The organism is Delftia sp. PX-1, assembly GCF_055797465.1.
In genome coordinates this window covers 5,558,489-5,573,756 of record NZ_CP184763.1, presented here as the reverse complement: position 1 = coordinate 5,573,756, position 15,268 = coordinate 5,558,489, and the positions used below count along the sequence as shown (strand labels likewise).

Annotated in this window: 15 protein-coding genes; 7 read left to right on the top strand and 8 right to left on the bottom strand. The window is 66.0% G+C overall.

Features of this window, described 5'->3' with window-relative positions; genetic code table 11:
* The first annotated feature begins 62 nt into the window (after positions 1 to 62).
* From ACN20X_RS25475 to ACN20X_RS25465, 3 genes are all read left to right on the top strand, one after another.
* Complete coding sequence (locus ACN20X_RS25475; protein ID WP_016445751.1) at positions 63 to 764, top strand: response regulator transcription factor; 702 nt, start codon at positions 63 to 65, stop codon at positions 762 to 764.
* 347 nt (positions 765 to 1,111) lie between these two features.
* Positions 1,112 to 3,427, top strand: coding sequence for an IPTL-CTERM sorting domain-containing protein (locus tag ACN20X_RS25470; RefSeq protein WP_473210015.1), 2,316 nt, complete (start codon positions 1,112 to 1,114; stop codon positions 3,425 to 3,427).
* Between the two features lie 124 nt (positions 3,428 to 3,551).
* Entirely contained in the window at positions 3,552 to 4,499 is a 948-nt protein-coding gene (locus ACN20X_RS25465; RefSeq protein WP_016445753.1) for a bestrophin family protein, read from the top strand.
* Between the two features lie 102 nt (positions 4,500 to 4,601).
* On the opposite strand, the gene ACN20X_RS25460 is transcribed toward ACN20X_RS25465, so the two are convergent.
* From ACN20X_RS25460 to ACN20X_RS25450, 3 genes are all read right to left on the bottom strand, one after another.
* Positions 4,602 to 5,717: an acyl-CoA dehydrogenase family protein gene (locus tag ACN20X_RS25460; RefSeq protein ID WP_016451097.1), complete on the bottom strand. Its 1,116-nt coding sequence runs from the start codon at positions 5,715 to 5,717 to the stop codon at positions 4,602 to 4,604.
* Between the two features lie 69 nt (positions 5,718 to 5,786).
* Positions 5,787 to 6,968 carry an acyl-CoA dehydrogenase family protein gene (locus ACN20X_RS25455; RefSeq protein ID WP_016445755.1) on the bottom strand — a complete coding sequence of 394 codons (1,182 nt, stop codon included), beginning with the start codon at positions 6,966 to 6,968 and terminating at the stop codon, positions 5,787 to 5,789.
* 109 nt (positions 6,969 to 7,077) lie between these two features.
* Complete coding sequence (locus ACN20X_RS25450) at positions 7,078 to 7,758, bottom strand: YceH family protein (protein WP_016445756.1); 681 nt, start codon at positions 7,756 to 7,758, stop codon at positions 7,078 to 7,080.
* Positions 7,759 to 7,854: 96 nt separating this feature from the next.
* On the opposite strand from ACN20X_RS25450, the gene purN reads away from it, so the two are divergent.
* Entirely contained in the window at positions 7,855 to 8,433 is a 579-nt protein-coding gene (gene purN, locus ACN20X_RS25445; RefSeq protein WP_016451098.1) for a phosphoribosylglycinamide formyltransferase, read from the top strand.
* 7 nt (positions 8,434 to 8,440) lie between these two features.
* Here purN and ACN20X_RS25440 read toward each other — a convergent pair whose 3' ends face one another.
* Complete coding sequence (locus ACN20X_RS25440; protein WP_016445758.1) at positions 8,441 to 8,713, bottom strand: DUF1653 domain-containing protein; 273 nt, start codon at positions 8,711 to 8,713, stop codon at positions 8,441 to 8,443.
* 92 nt (positions 8,714 to 8,805) lie between these two features.
* Between ACN20X_RS25440 and ACN20X_RS25435 the strand changes: the two genes are divergently transcribed.
* Positions 8,806 to 10,134 carry an RsmB/NOP family class I SAM-dependent RNA methyltransferase gene (locus ACN20X_RS25435; RefSeq protein WP_016445759.1) on the top strand — a complete coding sequence of 443 codons (1,329 nt, stop codon included), beginning with the start codon at positions 8,806 to 8,808 and terminating at the stop codon, positions 10,132 to 10,134.
* A gap of 116 nt (positions 10,135 to 10,250) precedes the next feature.
* On the top strand, positions 10,251 to 11,474 hold the full coding sequence (locus tag ACN20X_RS25430) for a DesA family fatty acid desaturase (protein ID WP_016451099.1): 1,224 nt from the start codon (positions 10,251 to 10,253) through the stop codon (positions 11,472 to 11,474).
* On the opposite strand, the gene ACN20X_RS25425 is transcribed toward ACN20X_RS25430, so the two are convergent.
* Positions 11,449 to 11,817 carry a hypothetical protein gene (locus ACN20X_RS25425; protein WP_016445761.1) on the bottom strand — a complete coding sequence of 123 codons (369 nt, stop codon included), beginning with the start codon at positions 11,815 to 11,817 and terminating at the stop codon, positions 11,449 to 11,451. The two genes, ACN20X_RS25430 and ACN20X_RS25425, sit on opposite strands and share 26 nt — an antisense overlap.
* A 211-nt stretch (positions 11,818 to 12,028) precedes the next feature.
* On the opposite strand from ACN20X_RS25425, the gene ACN20X_RS25420 reads away from it, so the two are divergent.
* Positions 12,029 to 13,513 carry an aminotransferase-like domain-containing protein gene (locus ACN20X_RS25420; protein ID WP_016451100.1) on the top strand — a complete coding sequence of 495 codons (1,485 nt, stop codon included), beginning with the start codon at positions 12,029 to 12,031 and terminating at the stop codon, positions 13,511 to 13,513.
* A gap of 66 nt (positions 13,514 to 13,579) precedes the next feature.
* Here the strand turns inward: ACN20X_RS25420 and rpmG are convergent, their stop codons facing one another.
* The 3 genes from rpmG to trxB all read right to left on the bottom strand — a co-directional run bounded on the left by rpmG (position 13,580) and on the right by trxB (position 15,226).
* Positions 13,580 to 13,750 (bottom strand): 50S ribosomal protein L33, encoded by a 171-nt coding sequence (rpmG, locus tag ACN20X_RS25415; RefSeq protein WP_012207164.1) that lies wholly within the window; start codon positions 13,748 to 13,750, stop codon positions 13,580 to 13,582.
* 20 nt (positions 13,751 to 13,770) lie between these two features.
* Positions 13,771 to 14,004, bottom strand: coding sequence for a 50S ribosomal protein L28 (gene rpmB, locus ACN20X_RS25410; RefSeq protein ID WP_012207163.1), 234 nt, complete (start codon positions 14,002 to 14,004; stop codon positions 13,771 to 13,773).
* 268 nt (positions 14,005 to 14,272) lie between these two features.
* On the bottom strand, positions 14,273 to 15,226 hold the full coding sequence (trxB, locus tag ACN20X_RS25405; protein WP_016445763.1) for a thioredoxin-disulfide reductase: 954 nt from the start codon (positions 15,224 to 15,226) through the stop codon (positions 14,273 to 14,275).
* Positions 15,227 to 15,268 lie beyond the last annotated feature (42 nt).

The window sequence follows — 15,268 nt, the reverse complement described above, 5'->3', positions numbered from 1 at the left end:
TGTTCGTGCATGGCGGCGGACGTTCACCCCAATGAAAATCCGCGCACCAATAGGCAAACATCATGCAGCAGACACTAGAGCCATCGATCGAGTTCACCGTCGCCGTCGTAGAGGACGACGAGGATATTCGTATCAATGTGTGTCGATTTTTAACAAAGTCTGGCCTGCATGCCTGGGGCACGGATTCTGCAGAAGACTTCTACATAAAGCTACTGCGCGAAAAGGCAGATCTGGTCGTCGTCGACCTGGGTCTGCCCGGCGAGGACGGGCTGAGCCTGGTCAAGCGCCTGGCCGAGCAGGAGATCCCCGTGGTGGTGCTCACGGCACGCGGCGATCTGGACAGCCGCATTGCCGGCCTCAATGCCGGCGCGTTGCAGTACTTCGTCAAGCCCACCGACATGAACGAGCTGGTGGCCGGCATCCGCTCCCAGCTTCGCCGCAACACCGGTCAGCCGGGCAGGGCGTCCGCCCCATTCCTGACCTGGCGCCTTGACCCCCTGTCGGCCTGCATGGTCGCACCCAACCACCAGATCATTGCCCTGACCAGCCGCGAGCTGGAATTGCTCGGCTGCCTGATGGCAACCCCCGGGACCATGGTGTCCAAGCAGACCCTGATCGAGGCCATGGGCTATGCCGATGTGGATGACGGTTTTCATCGCATTGAATCGCAGTTGACGCGGCTTCGCCGCAAGACCCTGGATATCTCCGGGTTGGCCCTGCCGGTGAGGGCCGTGTTCGGTCGAGGGCTGGTGTTCGTGCCTTAGGCGCCTTTTTCTTCTCCATTTCAGCTTTTTGAACCGCTGCCGTCCGGGCATGCGGAAGGGATTCGTTCGCCCATTTTTTTGCTGCAAAAGCGCGTGCGCGTGATTGGGCGGCTTGGTGCTGGCGGTGTGCGCAAGCCGGCGGCGTGGGCCGTCGGGGTTTTCATCCGTGATCAAACACACATGAAGAGAGGAATGGTATGGCGAGACAGAGTTTGCATATCCGGCCCACAGGGCCGCGCATGAACGCTTGGAGGCAGGCGAGACGCCTGATCGCGGCTGGCACCCTGGCGGTGATCGGTGCGGGGGCACAGGCGGCGTTTCTGAATGGTGATTTCGAGACGGGAGACTTGACTGGCTGGACGGCTCAGGCCTGGACCAACAATGGGACCCAGACCAATCCGAAGAGCCTGAGCGAGTTGCTTTTGCAGCCGCCCGGCAGCAAGGTTCATCTGGTCGAAATCGACAGCGGCTCGGAAGGCGCTGCAGACGAAGTCCTGTTCCGGGGTGACGCCGGCCAGTCCGCCCTCAAACTGACTTTGGCAGGCTCCCACTCTGCCCGCATCAACCTCAAGGCGAACAGCACCATCCCAGCCAGCAACGTGATACCGCGGTCCAACAATGTCACGGGGGGACTCGCCGGCTGGACCCAGCAGGTCAATACGGCAAGTTCCATCACCCAGGAAGTGACGCTGACTGCGGATGACATCGACCAGGACGGCAAGATCCACATCCGATTTGTCGCGGCGCCCGTGCTTGAGTACGCCAGCAATCACGGAGGCGAGGATCGCCCCTACTTTGCCATCTCGCTGGTCAAGACCTATGACGCCCAGACCGCCACGGATCTGACGGGCTCACCCCAGGAGTTGTTCTTCAAGTACCACTACGGCGGCGAGCCGGGAGCACCCTGGAAGACCTTTACCGACAAGGGCGGTGCCATCCAGAACTACACCGACCCCCAGGCCTACGATGTCGCTCCTGGCAATGCCTACCTGCGGGTAGGCGACAAGGTCAGGCTGCAGGCCGTGGCCTCGGCCTGCAGTGCCGGTGGCCACGCAGGCCATCTGTACGTTGACAACTTCGGCACGACCCTGCCCAAGACCTTGTGGATCAGCGCGTCCGGGCCTGTCAGCGCGCCCAAGGCGGACGGCACGGAGATCACCTACACCTATACCTATACGAACAACGGCAGCACCCCGGTGAACAACGTGAAGGTCACGCCCGCGATGCCCGTGGGCACGGATGCGGGCGTCAGTCCGACCACGTTCGTGTCGCTGGCCGGCGACGGCGGCGCTTGCACGGCCCCGGCCGTGGGCAGTTCAGACCCTGCCCAGTGCAACTTTGGGACCCTGGCACCCGGGCAGTCGGGCACGTTCACGATGACCGTGAAGGTTCCTGCGGGCACGCCGTCAGACCAGATCAACAACGGCAACTACACCATCGGAGGCGACCTGACCTCGACCCTGCTCGGTGCCATGGTGCAGACCCAATTGCTGGCTCCCGCGGCGAGCAGCGACATGGTGCCTGATGTCTCCGGACTCCCGCCCACCGCCGTGGTCGGCGTCCCCTACACCGGCAGCTTCTCCTGCAAGAACGATGGTGCAGCCAGCGCAGGCCAGGCTATCTGCGATGCCTCCGGTCTGCCCCCTGGCGTGACGGCAGGCCAATGCACGATAGACGGCGCGGCCTGGATGCAGCCCGCCGTGGTGCCTGCGGGCAAGACGGTGGTCTGCCTGGTCTCCGGCACACCGACGGGTCCAGGCGGCAGCTCGACGGTCACGGTGACCACGGGCGGCGACAACGACCTGACCCCGGGCAACAACACGGCCACGTCGAACATCGCGGTCACCACAACGCCGGACATGCAGGTCAATCTGAGCGGACTGCCCTCCACCTCGCCGCTGAACATTCCCTATAGCGGCAGCTTCACCTGCAGCAACCAGGGCCTGGCCAACGCCGTGAGCGGCACCTCCTGCGCCGTCACCGGCCTGCCGGCTGGCGTGACGCAAGGCGCATGCTCCATCAGCCCCGGCAATGCCGCGTGGGTGGCGGGCAATGCGGTGCCGGTGGGAGCCACGGTCACCTGCCAGGTGAGCGGTACGCCCACGGCCGCAGGTTCGTCCACGGTCACGGGCACTACGGGCGCAACGGATGATTCGAATGCGGCAAACAACACCGCGACCATGAATGTGTCCACCGTTGCAGTGCCCGACATGGGCGTCGATCTGAGCGGTCTGCCGACCGCGTTCACTGCCGGCACGCCCTACAGCGGCAGTTTTGTCTGCAAGAACCAGGGCTCGGCCGATGCATCGGCAGGGACCTCGTGCGCAGTCACGGGACTGCCGCCTGGCGTCAGCCAGGGCGCTTGCCGCATCAGCCCCTCCAATGCAGCCTGGTCCGCAGGGGATGCCGTGCCTGCGGGCGCCAGCGTGACCTGCACGGTCAGCGGAACGCCCAGCTCCGTGGGGGCGGTGGCACTGACGGGCAGCACCGGTGCGACCGGAGATGCCAACCCGGCCAACAACACGGCTTCCCGCGCGGTGGCCGTGGCCGTATCGCCCGCCTCCATCCCCACCCTCTCCGAATGGGGCCTGATCCTGATGTCCGTCTTGATGGGCATCATGGGCTGGGGCATGGTGCGCCGCCGCCGCTTCAACGCGCTGTGACCGGCAACCGGTCGTGACGCAGGGCGCCCTTCGGGGCGCCTTTTTTTTGGTTCGGAGCATGGCCGCAGCCCATTGACATGCTCAATATGTGATCGAATAAGGGTTTATACCTAGCATTCGCCCCATGATCGTCCGTGATCGCCCCGCCGGCCTCAGGCTGTTTCTGATTTTGCGGGGCTCGGTGCTCCAGCGCATTCAGGTCACGCTGCTCGTGAACATCGTGTTTGCCGCCATCATCACCCTGGTGCACGGCAATCTCTTCGACGTGAAGATCACGGTGACTCCCATCCCCTTCACGCTGATCGGCCTGCCGCTGGCCATCTTCCTGGGGTTTCGCAACAACACCGCCTACGACCGCTACTGGGAAGGGCGCAAGCTCTGGGGAGAGATGGTGATCTGCGCGCGCACGCTGGCGCGCCAGTGCCAGAGCCTGATTGCGCTGGACACGGTGCCCGATCCCCGGCGCCGCGACAGCGACGTGCGCGTGCGCATGGTGCACCGGGCTGTTGCCTTCGCGCATTCGCTGCGGTCCCAGCTGCGGGGCCTGCACGACGATGCCGAAGCCGGCCGCTGGCTCGTGGACAGGGAATGGCGCCAAATCCAGGCCCTGCCGCTGGAGCAGCGCTGCGACGCACTGATGATGTCCATGGGGCATGACCTGGCGCAGTGTGTGCGCCGTGGCGAGATGGAGCCCTGCCTGGCCGCGTCCATGGACAAGACCTTCACACGCATGACGGCCGCTGCCGCCTCGTGCGAGCGCATTCGCAACACGCCCATGCCGTTCTCGTATGCGCTGCTGCTGCACCGTACGGCCTATATGTACTGCTTTCTGCTGCCGTTCGGCCTGGTGGACACGACCGGGTTCATGACGCCCTTTGTCGTGGCCATCGTGGCCTACACCTTCTATGGGCTCGACGCCCTTGGCGATGAACTCGAAGAGCCCTTTGGCCTGGAGAGCAACGACCTGCCGCTGGACACCATCTGCCGCTCCATCGAGATCAGCCTGGGCCGCACGCTGGGCGAGACGGATCTGCCCGCGCCGCTCAGGCCCGAGGGCTACAGGCTGACCTGAGGCGGCGGGCAAGCATGGGAAAAAGCAAAGGCCCATGAAAAGCCCATGAAAAAGCCCCGCAGTTTCCTGCGGGGTCTGGTGGTCTGAAGCGGGACCCGAGGCTCAGGCAAACACGCCGGCCGTGTCCTGCATCTTCCCGGACACGATGCCCAGATGGTGCAGCGTGTCCCCACCCGTCATCTCCATCTGCGTCAGGCGCTTGAAGTAGTGGCTGCCTGCGTACTCGTCGGTCACGCCGATGCCGCCGTGCAGCTGCACCGACTGCTGGCCCACATAGCGCAGCGACTGGCCCAGCTGGACCTTGGCGCGCGCGATGGCCACGTGGCGCTCCGCCTCGGGCGTGTTCATCTTGAGGCTGGCGTAGTAGCTCATGGAGCGGGCCAGCTCCAGCTGCATCTTCATGTCCGCCACGCGGTGGCGCAGGGCCTGGAAGCTGGCGATCACCGTGTTGAACTGCTTGCGCTGGTTCATGTACTCGGTGGTGAGCTTCAGTGTCTGCTCCATGGCGCCCACGCCTTCGGCGCACAGGGCGGCGTTGGCCACGTCCTGGGCCAGCGTCAGGGCGGCCAGGCCATCGGTCGTCACCAGCGTGGCGGGAGCCGCCTGGCAGCGCAGCTCGGCGGCGCGGCTGCCATCCTGGGTCCGGTAGCCCTGGGTGCTGACGCCGCTGGCGCCGCGCTCCACCAGGAAGAGGGCGATCTTGCCGTCCAGCTGGGCCGGCACCAGGAAGGCATCGGCCGCGTCGCCTGCGGGCACCACGCTCTTGGTGGCATCCACCGTGTAGCCGCTGCCGCTCTTGCCGGCCGTGGCCGCGCAGACGTCGAGCCGGTAACGGGCCTGGCGCTCCTGGTGTGCCAGCACGACCAGGGCCTCGCCGCTGGCCACGCGCGGCAGCCACTGGCCGGCCACGGAGGCGTCGGCATGCTGGCCGAGCACGCTGGATGCCACGAAGGCCTGTGCCAGCGGCTCCATCACCAGACCGCGGCCCAGCTCTTCCATCACCACCATCACGTCGGTGGCGCCCTGGCCCAGGCCGCCGTGCTCCTCGGGCACGGTCAGTGCCGTCAGGCCCAGTTCGGCCAGCTCGCCCCAGGCCTCGCGCGAGAAGCCGCCCGCCTCGACGATGGAGCGGCGGCGCTCGAAGGTGTAGCCCTTGTCCACCCAGCGGCGCACCGCGTCGCGCAGTTGCTGCTGGTCATCCGAAAAATCAAAGTCCATTTTCTGTCTCCCGAAGCTGATCGAAGCGCGTCCGGCGCACTTCTGGGGTCAGCGAAACTCCAGCCAAAATCAGCCCAGCACCGTCTGAGCGACGATGTTTCTCTGGACCTCGTTGGAGCCGCCGTAGATCGTCGTCTTGCGCATGTTGAAATAGGTCGATGCCAGCGGCGCGTTGTCCGCCACGCCGCCGGGGAAGTCGCCCTGCCAGCCGGCTTCCATGGCTTCTTCGATGAAGGGCAGGCTGAAGGGGCCTGCGGCCAGCATCATCAGCTCGGAGTAGCGCTGCTGGATTTCACTGCCCTTGATCTTGAGCAGGCCGGCGATGTCCAGCGGGTTCTTGCCCGATTTCTCGGCCGACAGCACGCGCAGCACCAGCATCTCCAGCGCCACCACGTCGACTTCGAGCTTGGCGATCTCGTCGCGGAAACGCTGGTCCTCATAGACGCCTTCGGCCTTGGCGATGCGCTTGAGGCGTTCCAGCTCGCGCTTGGCGCGGTTCACGTCGGCGATGTTGGTACGCTCGTGGCTGAGCAGGTGCTTGGCGTAGGTCCAGCCCTTGTTCTCCTCGCCGATCAGGTTCTCGGCCGGCACTTCCACATTGTCGAAGAAGACCTCGTTGACCTCGCACTCGCCGTCCAGCAGCTTGATCGGGCGCACGGTCACGCCAGGGCTCTTCATGTCCACCAGCAGGAAGCTGATGCCGGTCTGGGGCTTGCCCTCGTTGCTGGTGCGCACCAGGCAGAAGATCCATTCGCCGTACTGGCCCAGCGTGGTCCAGGTCTTCTGGCCGTTGACGATGTATTTGTCGCCCACGCGCTCGGCGCGGGTCTTGACGCTGGCCAGGTCCGAGCCCGAGCCCGGCTCCGAGTAGCCCTGGCTCCACCACACTTCGCCGCTGGCAATGCCGGGCAGAAAGCGCTGCTGCTGCTCGGGCGTGCCGTAGGCCATGATCACGGGCGCCACCATCACGGGGCCGAAGGGAATGATGCGCGGCGCGCAGGCCAGGGCACATTCCTCCTCGAACAGGTGCTTTTGCACGGCGTTCCAGCCGGGTCCGCCGAACTGCTTGGGCCAGCCGTAGCCCAGCCAGCCTTTCTTGCCAAGAATCTTGGCCCAGTTCTGCAGGTCGTCGCGCGTCAGGCGCAGCGAATGGCGCACCTTGTGCGCGATGTCCTGGGGCAGGTTGGCCCGCACCCAGGCGCGGACTTCCTCGCGAAAGGACTGTTCTTCAGTGGTAAATGCCAGGTCCATGGACTGTGTCTCCTTCAATCCCGGCTTTTGTAGCACGCGCGTTCTTTTTTGAACTGTCCAGGGCGTGACAACCTATGGCAATCCCTGATGGCTTCACGGCCGCCGGATATCAGGCAGGCTGATCGGGTTCTTCCAGACCCAGCTGGGCGTAGACATGTGCCAGACGTGCCTGCAGCTGGCGTACCTGGGCTTCCAGATCGACCACGCGCTGGGCCAGGGCATCGCCGCGTGCGCCTGCTGCCGCAGGGGCCGAGGCGATCGCGTTCACGTCCACGGGGCCGCACAGCAGGTGGGCCCAGCGTTGTTCGCGCGCGCCGGGCGCGCGGGGCAGCAGGACGACCAGCGGGCCGCCTTTTTCCTCGCTGCGCTCGCGCAGCTCTTCCAGGAAGGCTTCGACCGAGGAGATGTCGGCAAAGCGGTGCCAGCGCTCGGAGTTGATGCGCAGCTCGCCAGCCGTCTGCGGGCCGCGCAGCATCAGCAGGGACAGCAGCACGGCGCTCTGGTCGGGCACACCCACGCCGCGCGGGAAGTTGTGTTCCCAGCGCGTGGCGCGTGCGCTGCTGATCTGCACGGACATGGTGCGCAGGCGCAGGCTGTCCAGCGCTTCCTGGGCTTCGCCCTCGCTGACTTCCATCACCGGATCGCGGCTGCTTTTCTGGTTGCAGCCCGTCACCAGTGCGTTGAGCGTGAGCGGGTAGCTGTCGGGCACGGTACGCGCCTTCTCCATCAGGGTGGCCAGCACGCGGGCTTCGACGGCGGTCAAGGGGGTGGAGCGGGGATCGAATGGCATGGGTCTGAGGGCAAGAGGTGACAAGGCCCGGCAGGGCCATGGGCCTTGCCGGGGCTGGCGCAGGCCGCGCGGCCCGCGGTGCGACAATCGCCGCCCATGAAAAATATCGTGATCCTGATCTCGGGCGGCGGCTCGAACATGGCTGCCATTGTGCGTGCTTCGCAGCAACAGGACTGGGCGCGGCGTTATGGCGCCCGCGTGGCCGCCGTGGTCAGCAACAAGGCCGAGGCTTCGGGCCTCGTTTTCGCGCGCGAGCAGGGCATTGCCACCGAGGTGCTGGACCACCGCCCGTTCCCCAGCCGCGAGGCCTTCGACGCCGAGCTGGTCCAGGTGATCGACCGGCACGCGCCCGCGCTGGTCGTGCTTGCCGGCTTCATGCGCATCCTCACGCCGGGCTTCGTTGCGCATTACGAAGGTCGCATGATCAACATCCACCCGTCGCTGCTGCCCGCCTTCACGGGCCTGCACACGCACCAGCGGGCCATCGATGCAGGCTGCCGCTTCGCCGGCTGCACCGTGCACCGCGTGACGGCCGAGCTGGATGTGGGCCCCATCCTGGAGCAGGCCGTGGTGCCCGTGCTGCCCGGCGACACGGCCCAGGCACTGGCCGCGCGCGTGCTGGTGCAGGAGCACATCATCTACCCGCGCGCCGTGGCGCAGTTGATGCGGGGCTAGGGTCTGCTCACAGGCCTTCGCTCTGAAAGGCCTGCTGCTCCACTTCGGGGCAGCGTGCAAAGCGGGGCTGCTCCACGCCGTTGATGACCACGGTTTCGTTGAACATGGCGGCCGGCCGCACCCACAGGCCGCGCTCGCCGTAGAGCGCGCGGTACAGGGTCATGGACTCGCGCGTTTCGCTGTGGCGCACGGTGGCAAGCACCTCGTAGGGAGCGCCCTTGTAGTGGCGGTACAGGCCCGGGGGCGTGGCAATCAGAGGGGGCAGGTCGTCATCGGTCATGGGGCGCCATGGTAGCCGTGCCAGCCCGGCGTTGCTCCGGGTTCCGACCTGCGCCCCTCTCGGATTTGCAAGGCAGTGGGACAATCGCGGCCATGCATCCCAAACAGCTTCTCGACGCCTGCGCCGAACTGGTCAAGCGCACCCTGACTTTCGAACATCCGGCCGACGCCGTGGTGTCACGCTTTTTCCGTGAAAACCGCAACCTGGGCCCGCGCGAGCGCGCTGCGCTGGCCGAGACCGCCTACACCGTGCTGCGCAAGAAGCTGCTTTTTGAGAGCCTGGCGCGTTCTGGCAGCGGCTCGCGTGAACGCAGGCTGGCCATTTTGGGCTTTGCCCACAGCCAGGAGGCACTGGCCCGCGTGGCTGGCAAGACCGAGCAAGGTGTCAAGGACGCACGCAGCTTCGTGCGCGCCGCGCTGTCGCCGCAGGAGCTGCAATGGCTGGACGCCTGCGAGGCCGTGCGTCCCGACGAACTGATGGAGCCGCACCGCCACAACCTTCCCGAATGGCTGGTCGCGCCGCTACAGCAGCAACTGGGCGATGACTTCTGGGCCTTTGCCCAGAGTATGGAACAGGCCGCGCCGCTGGATCTGCGCGTCAATGCGCTGAACGCCAAGCGTGCCGATGTGCAAAAGGAACTGGCCGATGCCGGCATCGTCGCCGAAGCCACACCTTACTCGCCCTGGGGCCTGCGTGTGCAGGGCAAGCCGGCGCTGGCCCGGATGGACGCTTTCACGCGCGGTGCCATCGAGGTGCAGGACGAAGGCTCGCAACTGCTGGCGCTGATGCTCGATGCCAAGCGCGGCGAAATGGTGGTCGATTTCTGTGCAGGCGCAGGCGGCAAGACCCTGGCCATTGGTGCTTCGATGCGCAGCACGGGGCGTCTGTACGCCTTCGATGTCTCGGGCCACCGGCTCGAGGCCCTGAAGCCGCGCCTGGCGCGCTCGGGCCTGTCGAACGTGCACCCCGCGGCCATCGCCCATGAGCGCGACGACCGCGTCAAGCGCCTGGCCGGAAAGATCGACCGCGTGCTGGTCGATGCCCCCTGCTCGGGCCTGGGCACGCTGCGGCGCAACCCCGACCTCAAGTGGCGCCAGTCGGCCAAGGCCATCGAGGAGCTCACGCAAAAGCAGGCGGCCATCCTGGCCAGTGCTGCGCGGCTGGTCAAGCCGGGCGGACGCCTGGTCTATGCCACCTGTTCGGTCCTGCCCCAGGAAAACGAAGCCATCGCCGACGCCTTTGCAGCGGAGCACTCTGACTTCGTGGCCATGGATGCCGGAGAACTTCTGGCCCAGCTCAAGGTGGAGCGGGGCGATGTGCTGTGCAGCGGCGGCGAGACCGGCACGCAGTACCTGCGCCTGTGGCCCCAGCGCCATGAGACGGACGGGTTTTTCGCCGCCGTTTGGACCCGGAAGCCGTAACTTGCAGACGCAATAAGCTGTAAATCGCGGGAGATTGCCGAACGTCTTCACGGGGGGCTCGCCTAAAATTGAGGCATCGGTGCCACTGGGCGCCGGCTTTGGCAAAGGCTTGGGTCATGTCTGTGGATTTCGCGTCGGTTTGGAATATTGCCCTGGACTGGATGGCCCATGGCCTGTGGCAGCTGTCGTGGTGGCAGCTGCTGCTGTATGCCCTGGTCACCACCCACGTCACGATTGCGGGCGTCACCATCTTCCTGCACCGCTGTCAGGCCCATCGTTCGCTGGACCTGGGGCCGGTGCCCTCGCATTTCTTCCGGTTCTGGTTGTGGTTGGGCACGGGCATGGTTACCAAGGAGTGGGTGGCCATCCACCGCAAGCACCACGCCAAGTGCGAAACCGAGGACGATCCCCACAGCCCGCAAACGCGCGGGCTGGATACCGTGATGCGCCAGGGCGCGGAGCTGTACCGCGAAGAGGCCAAGAACGCCGAGACGCTCAGGAAGTTCGGCCACGGCACGCCCGACGACTGGATCGAGCGCCATCTCTACAGCCGGCATTCGATCTGGGGTCCTTCTCTGATGCTGGTCATCAACGTGCTGCTGTTCGGCGCCATCGGACTGACCATCTGGGCCGTGCAGATGGCCTGGATTCCGTTCTGGGCTGCCGGCGTGGTCAACGGCCTGGGCCATTTCTGGGGCTACCGCAACTTCGAGGCCCAGGACGCCAGCACCAACCTCGTGCCCTGGGGCCTGGTCATCGGCGGTGAGGAATTGCACAACAACCACCACACCTATCCGACCTCGGCCAAGTTCTCGGTCAAGCGCTATGAGTTCGATGTGGGCTGGGCCTACATCCGGGCGATGCAGGCGGTCGGCTGGGCCAAGGTCAAGAAAACGCCGCCCAGGCTGGTCATGGGCGCCATCAAGCCTGTGGCCGACGAAAAGACGCTGGAGGCCGTGATCGCCAACCGCTACGAGGTCATGGCCCGCTATGCGCGCGGCGTGCGTGCCGCCGTGCAGTTCGAACTCGATGCGCTCAAGCAGCGCAAGGCGCAGCAGGCCGACCTGTCCTTGCTCAGGACGGCGCGCCGCTGGCTGCACCGCGATGCCGACAAGGTGCCCGCCCAGGCGCAGGACCAGCTGGCCCAGGCGCGCGCCGCCCATCCCGTGCTGGACCAGATGCTGGTCATGCGCGAGGAGCTGCGCCAGCTGTGGCTCAACACCTCGCTGTCGCGTGAGCAGCTGACGGCCCATCTGCAGGCCTGGTGCCATCGCGCCGAGGCCAGCGGCATTGCCGCGCTCAAGGAGTTCTCGGTCAAGCTGCGCGCTGCCCACGCCTGAAGCTGCGAAGCCAGCCGGCAAGCGTCCATTCCCGGGGCCGCATCTTCTCTTCGGAGGCGATGCGGCTTTTTGCTGCGGGGTTCGGCTGCAGTTCCAGACCTGCCGTGGCCTGGGACACGGAGCGGACTCTTATCCGCAGGTCCGCGCCTGCGCGCCAGCCCTGGCCCGGCTGCAGCCTGAGGGTCAGCCCCGGCGCTGCATCGGCCCAGGCCTGCTGCGGGACGCTGATTTCCAGGCTGCCCTGGCGGCAGAACAGCTCGCAGCCCTCCTGCATGGACAGATACAGGTCGTTTCCGGGGGCGAGATGGCGCAGTTCGAAAGAGCGGGTGTGGGCGTTGTGCATGGGTCGGTGTCCTGTAGTTCCAGGCCCCAAGCGTAGGCATTCGGCCCTCTTTGGCACAGGCACAGCCTATGGTTTGTTGCGCCGCAGCAGTGCAGGCAGTCCATGTTCTGTTCTGCTGCATGACCTGATGATCTGTATCTGTTGCGTAACAGCGCTTTGAGACAAGATCTCGGTCAAGCACTTCCATCCCCAGCCGTTTTCCATCCTGCCCATGACCGCCGCAAGCGCCGCCCCCACCCTGTACCGCCGCCTGGCGGCCGACTACAGCCTGGCCATGGAGATGGGCACGCTCAAGGCGGGCGAGCGCATGCCTTCCGTGCGCGAACTGATGCGCCGCCACGAGGTCAGCCTGTCCACGGCGCTGCAGACGCTGCGGCATCTGGAGGATCTGGGCCAGCTCGAGGCCCGCCCGCGCGTGGGCTACTTCGTGCGCGATGCCCGGCCTGCAGGGCTGGCGCCTGCCAGCGAACCGGATCTGAGCCAGCCCGTGCAGCCGTTGCCACAACAGCACTTTGCGGGCATCAATGAGCACATCTCGCTCATGCTGGAGCGCGGCCGCCAGGCCGATGTGCAGGTGGACCTGGGCGGTGCCACGCCGCCGCCGGAACTGTTCGATCGCGGCTACCTGAACCAGGCGGCTGCCCGGCTGCTGCGCGAGCAGCCCGATCTGCTGGTGCTGGGGCGTTCCATGATGGGCAGCCACCCTGATTTCCAGCGGGCCATGGCGCGGCGCGCGCTGGCGGCGGGCATCCATGTCGCACCGGCCGATGTGCTGGCGACCACGGGCAATTCCGAGGCTGTGAGCCTGGCGCTGGCCGCCGTGGCCTCGCCCGGCGACGTGGTGGCCGTGGAGTCGCCGACCTATTACGGCCTGCTGCAGGTGGTGGAGTCGCTGCAGATGCAGGCGCTGGAGATTCCCTGCAGCCCGCGCACCGGCCTGTCCCTCGAGGCACTGGAGCTGGCCCTGCAGACCCAGCCCCGGCTGAAGGCCGTGGTGGTCGTGCCCGAGCTGCAGATGCCGCTGGGCACGCGCATTCCCGATGAACACAAGGCCAGACTGGTCGAGCTGTGCGCCGCCCACGGCGTGGCGCTGATCGAGGACGACTCCTACGGCCTGTTCGTGGAAAGCAGCCAGCCCGTGCGCCCCATCAAGGCCTGGGACCGCCTGCCGGGACATGTGATCTATTGCGAGGCCTTCAACAAGAGCATGGCGCCAGGCCTGCGCCAGGGCTGGATGAACGCCGGCCAGTGGCATGGCCGTGTGCAGATGCTCAAGTTCGCACGCAGCCGGGGGACCCAGACCCTGGCCCAGTTGCTGGCGGCCGCCTGCGTGGGCTCGCCCGCGCATCTGCGCAATCTGCAGCGCCTGAAGCAGCAGCTGCGGCGCCAGCGCGAGGGCATGGCGCAGCTGGTGGCGCGCTTTTTCCCGTTGGGAACGCGGCTGAGCCTGCCGCCCGGCGGGCTCAGCCTGTGGCTGGAGCTTCCGGCTGGCGTGTCCACGTCCGCGCTGTTCACGCAGGCGCTGGCGCGCGGCATACGCACGGCGCCGGGCAGCATGTTCTCCAACTCGGGCCGCTACGAGCACTGCATGCGCCTGGGCTGCACCCTGCCCGTGGATGGCGTGGTCGAGCAGGCCTGCCGCGATCTCGGCGCCATGGCCTGCGCGCAGCTGGGCCAGCCCGCGCGCCACGGGTGAGGGACGCAAAAAAACCGCCGGGCTTGCGCCGGGCGGTTTCTTTGTCGGTACCAGGGACAGGCTGAATTACTTCAGCTTGATTTCCTTGTACGTGACGTGCTTGCGAGCCTTGGGATCAAACTTCATGATCGCCATCTTCTCGGGCATTGTCTTCTTGTTCTTGGTCGTGGTGTAGAAGTGGCCGGTTCCTGCAGTGGATTCCAGCTTGATCTTTTCGCGTCCGCCTTTAGCAGCCATGGTGTTTCTCCTTGAGGGATTTAGGCTTGGCCACGGGCACGCAGGTCTGCGAGCACGGAGTCGATACCGTTCTTGTCGATCAGGCGCAGAGCAGCGCTGGAAACGCGCAGGCGCACCCAACGGTTTTCGCTCTCAACCCAGAAACGGCGGTATTGCAGGTTGGGCAGGAAACGACGCTTGGTCTTGTTGTTGGCGTGGGAAACGTTGTTTCCCACCATGGGCTTCTTGCCCGTTACTTCACATACGCGTGCCATGAGGACACTCCGATAGTTGTACAGCCGCCGACGCTGATGCCCTGCATTTGCTGCAGGGCCTGCCGGCAACCTCACCTCGCCATAAAGGGTGGCGGTAACCCCATCGCTGAAAGTGTCCTGGCCATGCAAGCAAGGCGCGCTTCAAATTCAGCAAAGCCACGGATTATAGCGTCTTCATGAGAAAAGCCCCTGGGCCAGCCAATCACGGCGGCAGCCAGGGGCTTTTGCCGCCCTGCACGAGGGCAGGGCGGGCGGGATGGCTTCCCGCTTATTCCTGCTCCAGGAAGCGCTGGGCGTCCAGCGCGGCCATGCAGCCCGTGCCGGCGCTGGTGATGGCCTGGCGGTAGACATGGTCCTGCACGTCGCCGGCCGCGAACACGCCGGGCACGCTGGTCTGGGTGGCGAAGCCCTTGAGGCCGCCCTGGGTGATGATGTAGCCGGTCTCGTCCATCTCCAGGTGGCCCTTGAAGATCTCGGTGTTGGGCGCGTGGCCGATGGCGATGAAGCAGCCCTGCAGCTGGATGTCCTCGGCATGGCCATCCTGGGTGCTCTTGATGCGGATGCCGGTCACGCCGGACTGGTCGCCCAGCACCTCGTCGAGCACGAAGTGGGTCTTGAGTTCGATCTTGCCGGCACGGACCTTGTCCATGAGCTTGTCCACGAGGATGGGCTCGGCCTTGAACTTGTCGCGGCGGTGCACCAGGGTGACCTTGCTGGCGATGTTGGACAGGTACAGGGCTTCCTCGACGGCGGTGTTGCCGCCGCCGACCACGCACACGGGCTGCTCGCGGTAGAAGAAACCGTCGCAGGTGGCGCAGCCCGAGACGCCGCGGCCCATGAAGGCCTCTTCGGAGGGCAGGCCCAGGTACTTGGCCGAGGCGCCCGTGGCAATGATCAGGCTGTCGCAGGTGTAGGTGCCCGAGTCGCCGGTCAGCGTGAACGGACGCTTGGAGAAATCGACGCTGTGGATGTGGTCGAACACCACCTGGGTCTTGAAGCGCTCTGCGTGCTCCAGGAAGCGCTGCATCAGTTCGGGGCCCTGTACGCCGTTCACGTCCGCAGGCCAGTTGTCCACTTCCGTCGTCGTCATCAGCTGGCCACCCTGGGCCATGCCGGTCACCAGCAGCGGGTTGAGGTTGGCGCGCGCGGCGTAGATGGCGGCCGTGTAGCCGGCAGGGCCGGAGCCGAGGATCAGGACTTTGGCGTGTTGCGTAGAAGACATGGATGCAGTTCTTGAAAAAGGCGCACGCCGGCAGTCGGCGTG